This window comes from Streptomyces sp. NPDC001594 (assembly GCF_042893675.1).
Taxonomy (GTDB): Bacteria; Actinomycetota; Actinomycetes; order Streptomycetales; family Streptomycetaceae; genus Streptomyces.
On sequence record NZ_JBIAVB010000023.1, the window covers coordinates 100,130 to 106,481 of the forward strand.

Annotated in this window: 5 protein-coding genes; 1 reads left to right on the forward strand and 4 read right to left on the reverse strand. The window is 69.1% G+C overall.

Translation table 11 applies throughout. From position 1 onward, the window contains the following. Window positions 1-46: 46 nt before the first annotated feature. Window positions 47-718: a response regulator transcription factor gene (locus ACFY0O_RS34350; protein WP_358892902.1), complete on the forward strand. Its 672-nt coding sequence runs from the start codon at window positions 47-49 to the stop codon at window positions 716-718. 73 nt (window positions 719-791) lie between these two features. Here the strand turns inward: ACFY0O_RS34350 and ACFY0O_RS34355 are convergent, their stop codons facing one another. The 4 genes from ACFY0O_RS34355 to ACFY0O_RS34370 form a co-directional block, all read right to left on the reverse strand. Next, window positions 792-2,375 carry an ABC transporter substrate-binding protein gene (locus tag ACFY0O_RS34355; RefSeq protein WP_358892903.1) on the reverse strand — a complete coding sequence of 528 codons (1,584 nt, stop codon included), beginning with the start codon at window positions 2,373-2,375 and terminating at the stop codon, window positions 792-794. Between the two features lie 71 nt (window positions 2,376-2,446). After that, window positions 2,447-4,051: an ABC transporter substrate-binding protein gene (locus ACFY0O_RS34360; RefSeq protein ID WP_388954210.1), complete on the reverse strand. Its 1,605-nt coding sequence runs from the start codon at window positions 4,049-4,051 to the stop codon at window positions 2,447-2,449. Between the two features lie 478 nt (window positions 4,052-4,529). Then, on the reverse strand, window positions 4,530-5,231 hold the full coding sequence (locus ACFY0O_RS34365) for an HAD family hydrolase (protein WP_388954212.1): 702 nt from the start codon (window positions 5,229-5,231) through the stop codon (window positions 4,530-4,532). Between the two features lie 113 nt (window positions 5,232-5,344). Next, window positions 5,345-6,352: vitamin B12 dependent-methionine synthase activation domain-containing protein (locus ACFY0O_RS34370; protein ID WP_388954216.1), on the reverse strand; the 1,008-nt coding region annotated here is incomplete at its 5' end.

Genomic DNA, 6,352 nt, shown 5'->3' on the forward strand with positions numbered 1-6,352 from the left:
AGAATGGGCGGCGCCGAAGCCGTCCGACGAATTCGAGGTACTTCCCGTGGCGATCCGCGTCCTGCTGGTCGACGACCAGCCACTGCTGCGCACCGGCTTCCGGATGATCCTGGAGGCGGAGCAGGACCTGGTGGTGGTGGGTGAGGCCGGGGACGGTCTGCAGGCGCTGGAGCAGGTGCGGGCGCTGCAGCCGGACGTGGTGCTGATGGACATCCGGATGCCGCGGATGGACGGGGTGGAGGCGACGCGGCAGATCACGGGTCCGGAGCGGAACGGGCCGGCGAAGGTGCTGGTGCTGACCACGTTCGATCTGGACGAGTACGTGGTGGAGGCGTTGCGGGCGGGGGCGAGCGGGTTCCTGCTGAAGGACGCTCCGGCCGACGAGCTGGTGCAGGCGATCCGGGTGGTGGCGGCGGGTGAGGCGATGCTGGCGCCGAGCATCACGCGCCGGCTGCTGGACAAGTACGCCGGTCATCTGCCGTCGGGCGAGGAGAGCGTCCCGGACGTGCTGGGGACGCTGACCGAGCGCGAGGTGGAGGTGCTGAAGCTGGTGGCGCGGGGGCTGTCGAACGCGGAGATCGCGGCGGACCTGTTCGTGAGCGAGACGACGGTGAAGACGCACGTGGGTCATGTGCTGACGAAGCTGGGCCTGCGGGACCGGGTGCAGGCGGCCGTGTACGCGTACGAGAGCGGTCTGGTGCGGCCGGGCGCGCAGTAGCCGCCGGGGTCCGGACGTGCGTCCGCCCCGGCACCCTGGGCGGGTGCCGGGGCGGACGTGTGTCCGGGGCGGGTCAGCCCTTGCTGATCTCCCAGAAGCGGAAGACCGTGGAGGCGTCCAGGGACCACTGGAGGCCGGTGACGTTCTGGCGGGCGACGGCGTACTGCTTGCTCTGCCAGAGCGGGAGGATCGGGACCTCGTCGGCGACGATGTCCTGGAGGCGGGTGTAGTCCGGGTTGGCCGCGGTGCGGTCGGACTTGGTGGAGGTCGAGGGGATGATGGTCCCGCTGATCTCCTTGTTGTCGTAGTTGTTCATCAGGACGTTGTCGGGCCCGAAGAACGGCTGGGTGAAGTTGTCGGCGTCCGGGTAGTCGGGGACCCAGCCCTTGACGTAGACGCCGTACTTGCCGGCCTTGATGTCCTTCTCGTACTGCTCGAACTCGACGGACTTCACGTCGGCGTCGAACAGGCCGCTGTCGTTGAGCTGCTTGGCGATGACCTGGAACTGCTGGTCCGTGGAGGGGCCGTAGCGGGTCGGCGTGGAGTACAGCGTCAGCTTGATCTTGCCGGTGATGTTGGCGGCCTTGAGGACGGCCTTGGCCTTCTCGGGCTGGGGGCTGCCGCCGTAGCGGTCGAAGAAGGGGGTCGTGTGTCCGGCGATGCCGGCCGGGACGATCGAGTACAGCGGGACGGCGGTGCCGGAGTACACGTCCTTGACGAGGGCGTCGCGGTCGATGAGGTACGCCATGGCCTTGCGGACGGGGAGCTTGCCGACGACGGGGTCGTTGACGTTGAAGACCATGTGCTGGACTTCGGCGCCGGTGCCCTGGACGACGTCGACCTTGTTGTCGCCGGTCTTGGTCGCGGCGAGGCCGGCGATGTCCTTGGCGGCGAGGCCGCGGAAGGCGAAGTCGACGTCGCCGCTCTCCAGGACGGTCTTGAGGCCGGCCTGGTCGCCGTTGAAGAACTTCAGCGTGACGCCGGTGTTCCGCGCCTTGGCCTTGCCGCTGTAGGAGTCGTTGACGGAGAAGTTGGCGCTCTTCTCGCTGAAGGAGTCCAGCTTGTAGACGCCGGAGCCGATGGCCTTGCTGTCGGTGCGGAGCTTGTCGGCCGGGTACTCGGCGTGGTCGACGATGGCGCCGGCGCCCGACGCGATCTTGCTCGGGAAGGTCGCGTCGGGGGTCTTCAGCTTGAAGATCACCGTCCGGTCGTCGGGGGCGTCGATGCTCGCGATGGAGGAGAGCATGACGGCCGGGCCGCTCGGGTCGTTGATCTTCAGCGTGCGCTCGAAGGAGAACTTGACGTCCTTCGAGGTGAGGCTGTGGCCGTTGCTGAACTTCAGGCCGGAGCGCAGGGTGCACTTGAACACCTTGCTGTCGCCGCCCTCGAAGTTGCAGGCCTGCGCGGCGTCCGGCTCGGGCGTGGTGCCGCCCTTGGGGAAGCTGAGCAGCGACTGGAAGACGTTGTTGAAGAGCAGCCAGGAGCCCGGGTCGTAGCCGGACGCCGGGTCGGTGGACTTCACCTTGTCGGATATGCCCATGACCACGCCCTTGCCGTCGCCGGCGGCCGAGCCGTCCTGCGAACCGCAGCCGCTGAGCAGCGCGGCGGCCGTGGCCGCCCCGAGCGGGGCCACCAGCCACTGGTTACGTCTCTTCACGCGATGTCCTTCACAGTTCTTGTCTGATCCTTGCGCCGGCCTGCGACGTCCGCCGCCGGTTGCCGCCGGTCTCAGCCGCTGACGCCCCGGCCGAGTTCCCACAGCTGGAGGTCGGAGATGGCGTTGACCGACCATTCCACTCCGGTGATCCCGTCGCGGGCGGCGACGTACTGCTTGCCCTGCCACAGGGGCAGGACCGGCACGTCATCGGCGACGATGTCCTGCATCTCCGTGATCGCGGGGACGGCGACGTTGCGGTCGGCGGCCTTGCGGGACTCGGGGATGAGCTTGGTGCGCACCGTGTTGTTGGCGTACGGCGTGCCCAGGAAGTTGTCCTGCTCCAGGAACGGGGCGAGGAAGTTGTCGGCGTCCGGGTAGTCGGGGAACCAGCCGAGCCCGTAGGCGGCGTAGTCGCCCTTCTTCTGGGCTGGGCGGAAGTCGGCCCACTCGTTGCCCTGGACGGTGATGTCGAACAGCTGGGTGGAGTTCAGCTGGGCCTTGAGGGCCTGGAACTCGGCCGCGGTGCCGTCGCCGTAGTGGTCGGTGGTGTAGTTCAGCGTCAGCTTGACCGGGGTCTTGATCCCGGCGGCCTTCAGCAGGTCGGCGGCCTTGGCGGTGTTGGCCTCGCCGTACTTGTTGAAGAAGGAGTTGACGTGGCCGTTGACCGTGGTGGGGACCAGCGAGTACAGGGGCTGCGCGGACTTGCCGTAGACCTTGGAGATGACGTTGCCCCGGTCGACGGCGGCGGCGAGGGCCTGGCGCACGGCCTTGTCCTTGACGGCCGGGGCGTCGGTGTTGAAGCCGATGTAGCGGATCTCCAGGCCCGGCATGGGGACGAGCTTGACGCCCTTGGGGGGCTTGGCGGAGAGCTCGGTGATCTGGGCCGGGGAGAGGGTGCGGGAGACCATGCTGATGGAGCCGTCGGAGAGCGCCTTGGTGGCCGCGGCCGAGTCGGGGAAGGTGCGCAGTTCGACCTTGTCGTTCTGCAGCTTGATGTCGCCCTTGTAGTTCGGGTTCTTGGTGAAGACGGCCCGGACCAGGTGGTTGTCCTTGACCTCGGGCTTCATCGTGTACGGGCCGGAGCCGTCGACGGCGAAGCCGCTGCGGAGCTTCTTGGCGTCGTAGTTCTTCTCGCTGACGATGCCGGCCGCAGGGGTGGCGAGCTTGTACGGGAAGGTCGCGTCGGGGGTCTTCAGGTGGAAGACGACGGTGTCGGCTCCCTTGACCTCGACGGTGTCGAGGGTGGAGAGGAGCGAGGAGGGGCCGTTCTCGTCCTTTATGGCGCGGACCCGGTCGATGGAGAACTTGACGTCCTTGGCGGTGAGCGGGTCCCCGCTCGCGAACTTCAGGCCCGGCCGCAGGGTGCAGCGGTAGCTCTCGTTGTCGTTGTCGGTGAAGCGGCAGTCGGAGGCCGCTTCGGGGACGGGCTGGCCGCCGCCGCGCGGGGTGTGCATCAGGGTCTGGACCGTCTGGCGCAGGATGTTCCACGTGGTGGCGTCGTACGCGTAGGCGGGGTCGAGCGGGGCGGGGGCGTAGTCGGCTGCCTCGAACCGGTCGGTGGTGCCGACGACGATCGCTCCGGACCCTGCTCCCGTTCCGCTCGCGCTGCCGCATGCGGACAGCGCGGGGGTGAGCAGGCCGATCGCGGCCGTCAGCACCATGGTCTTGCGGTTCATGCTGGAAGTACTCCCTCACCCGGCACTTGCTAAGCGGCGTAGAGGGCACTTCGCGGCGGTCGCCCGTTCAGGGCGGAACGATCGGGCCGGTGTTTGACGATCGGTCCACGCGCGTGCCGGCGCAAGGGTGTGCGGCCGGTACGGCAGAGGTGCGTGCGGAGTGCCCGCGACGACATTAGTGGCCCGGGACGGGGTGGCTGGAACCAGCAGGAGTTGGGGCGTAATCGCACTGTGATGGGCGCGGACTGACCGCTTATGCCGGAGTCATCGCAGATGGTGTCAGGAGATGATCAATCCGGACACATGGGAAGCCCCTGGAGGCTCGGGGCAGGTCCGACTAAGGCTGCGCGGGTGACCAAAGTCACCCGCTCCGCCCACATCGCCAGGATGGAATTTCGGCCTCCGGACCCGGGTGCGGAAGATCCTTCCGTGGGACGGCGGACCGGCGCCCGTTCCGTCCGGTACTGACGGTGTGCGCTCAGTTCATCGGAGTGATGAGGGAGCGCAGGAAGGACAGGTCCACGTCCTCCAGCGAGCGCACGATGGTCCGGCCCGGGGCGGGCTCGATCAGGCCCACGGAGGGAACGGCCACGACGCGGCAGCCGGCCGCCTCCGCGGCCGCCACGCCGGTGGCGGTGTCCTCGATGACGGCGCACCGCGAGGGGTGCGCGCCGAGGGTCTTCGCGGCGAAGAGGTAGGGGTCGGGGTGGGGCTTGGTGCGGGGGACCTCGTCGCCGGCGACGGTGAGGTGGAAGCGGTCGCGGCCGAGGGTGAGCAGGACCTGGTCGATGACGCGGCGGTGGGAGGCGGAGACCAGGGCGGTGGGCACGTTGTGCCGGGCGAGCTCGCTCAGCAGCCGCTCGGCGCCGGGCATCAGGGGGACCTGTTCGGCGATCCGGGCCTCGAAGCGCTCGTTGAGCAGGACGCTCAGCTCGGCGAGGCCGATGTCGGCGCCGGTCGACTCGATCAGGAAGGTGGCGCTGCGGCTCATGGGGCCGCCGACGACCACGTCCCGCCAGGCCTCGTCGAGGCGGTGGCCGAGCTCCTGGAAGATCTGCGCCTCGATCTCCCACCAGAACCCCTCGGTGTCGACGAGGGTGCCGTCCATGTCGAGCAGCACCGCCTGCAGGGCGTGCCCGTCGGCCGTGTGGACGACGGGAGCGGGAACGGTGCTGGTCATGCGTACGCCTCTCTCCGGGGACGACAAGGCCGGTCACCTCGGAGCCGCGGGGCATCCCCCTCGGGAACAGGTGACCGGCCTGTATGGGACCGACCAGTGTACGCCGGTCTGTGTCAGCGTGCGTTGAAATATTTCGCTTCGGGGTGGTGGATGACCAGAGCATCGGTGGACTGCTCGGGGTGGAGCTGGAACTCCTCCGAGAGGTGGACCCCGATCCGCTCCGGCTCCAGGAGGGTGGCGATCTTCGCCCGGTCCTCCAGGTCGGGGCAGGCCCCGTAGCCGAGGGAGAAGCGGGCTCCCCGGTACTTGAGGTCGAACATGTCCTCGATGGCGGCCGGGTCCTCGCCGCCGAAGCCGAGCTCGGCGCGGACGCGGGCGTGCCAGTACTCGGCGAGGGCCTCGGCCAGCTGGACGGAGAGGCCGTGCAGTTCCAGGTAGTCGCGGTAGGAGTCGGATTCGAACAGCTTGGCCGTGGCCTCGCCGATCCTCGAACCGACGGTGACCACCTGGAGGCCGATGACGTCGGTCTCGCCGGACTCCTCGGGGCGGAAGAAGTCGGCGAGGCACAGGCGCCGGCCGCGGCGCTGGCGGGGGAAGGTGAAGCGGGTCCGCTCGTTGCCCTGCTCGTCCAGGATGAGCAGGTCGTCGCCCTTGGAGACGCACGGGAAGTAGCCGTAGACCACGGCCGCTTCCAGGAGGTTCTCGGTGTGCAGCTTCTCCAGCAGGCCGCGCAGGCGCGGGCGGCCCTCGTTCTCGACGAGCTCCTCGTAGGTGGCGCCGCCGGCGCGGGCCTGCTTGAGGCCCCACTGGCCCTTGAACAGCGCGCCCTCGTCCAGCCAGGAGGCGTAGTCCTTGAGCGGGATGCCCTTGACCACGCGGGTCCCCCAGAAGGGCGGGGTGGGCACGGGGTTGTCGACGGCCACGTCGGAGCGGCCGCCCGGCTGCTCGGGCTCCTCCACCTGGAAGGCGGGCGTGTCCCGCTTGGCGACGCGGCGCTGCTTGAGCTCGGGCAGGGTGGCGCCGGGGACGCCGCGCTTGACGGCGATCAGCGCGTCCATCAGCCGCAGGCCCTCGAACGCGTCACGGGCGTAGCGGACCTCGCCCTCGTAGATCTCGTGGAG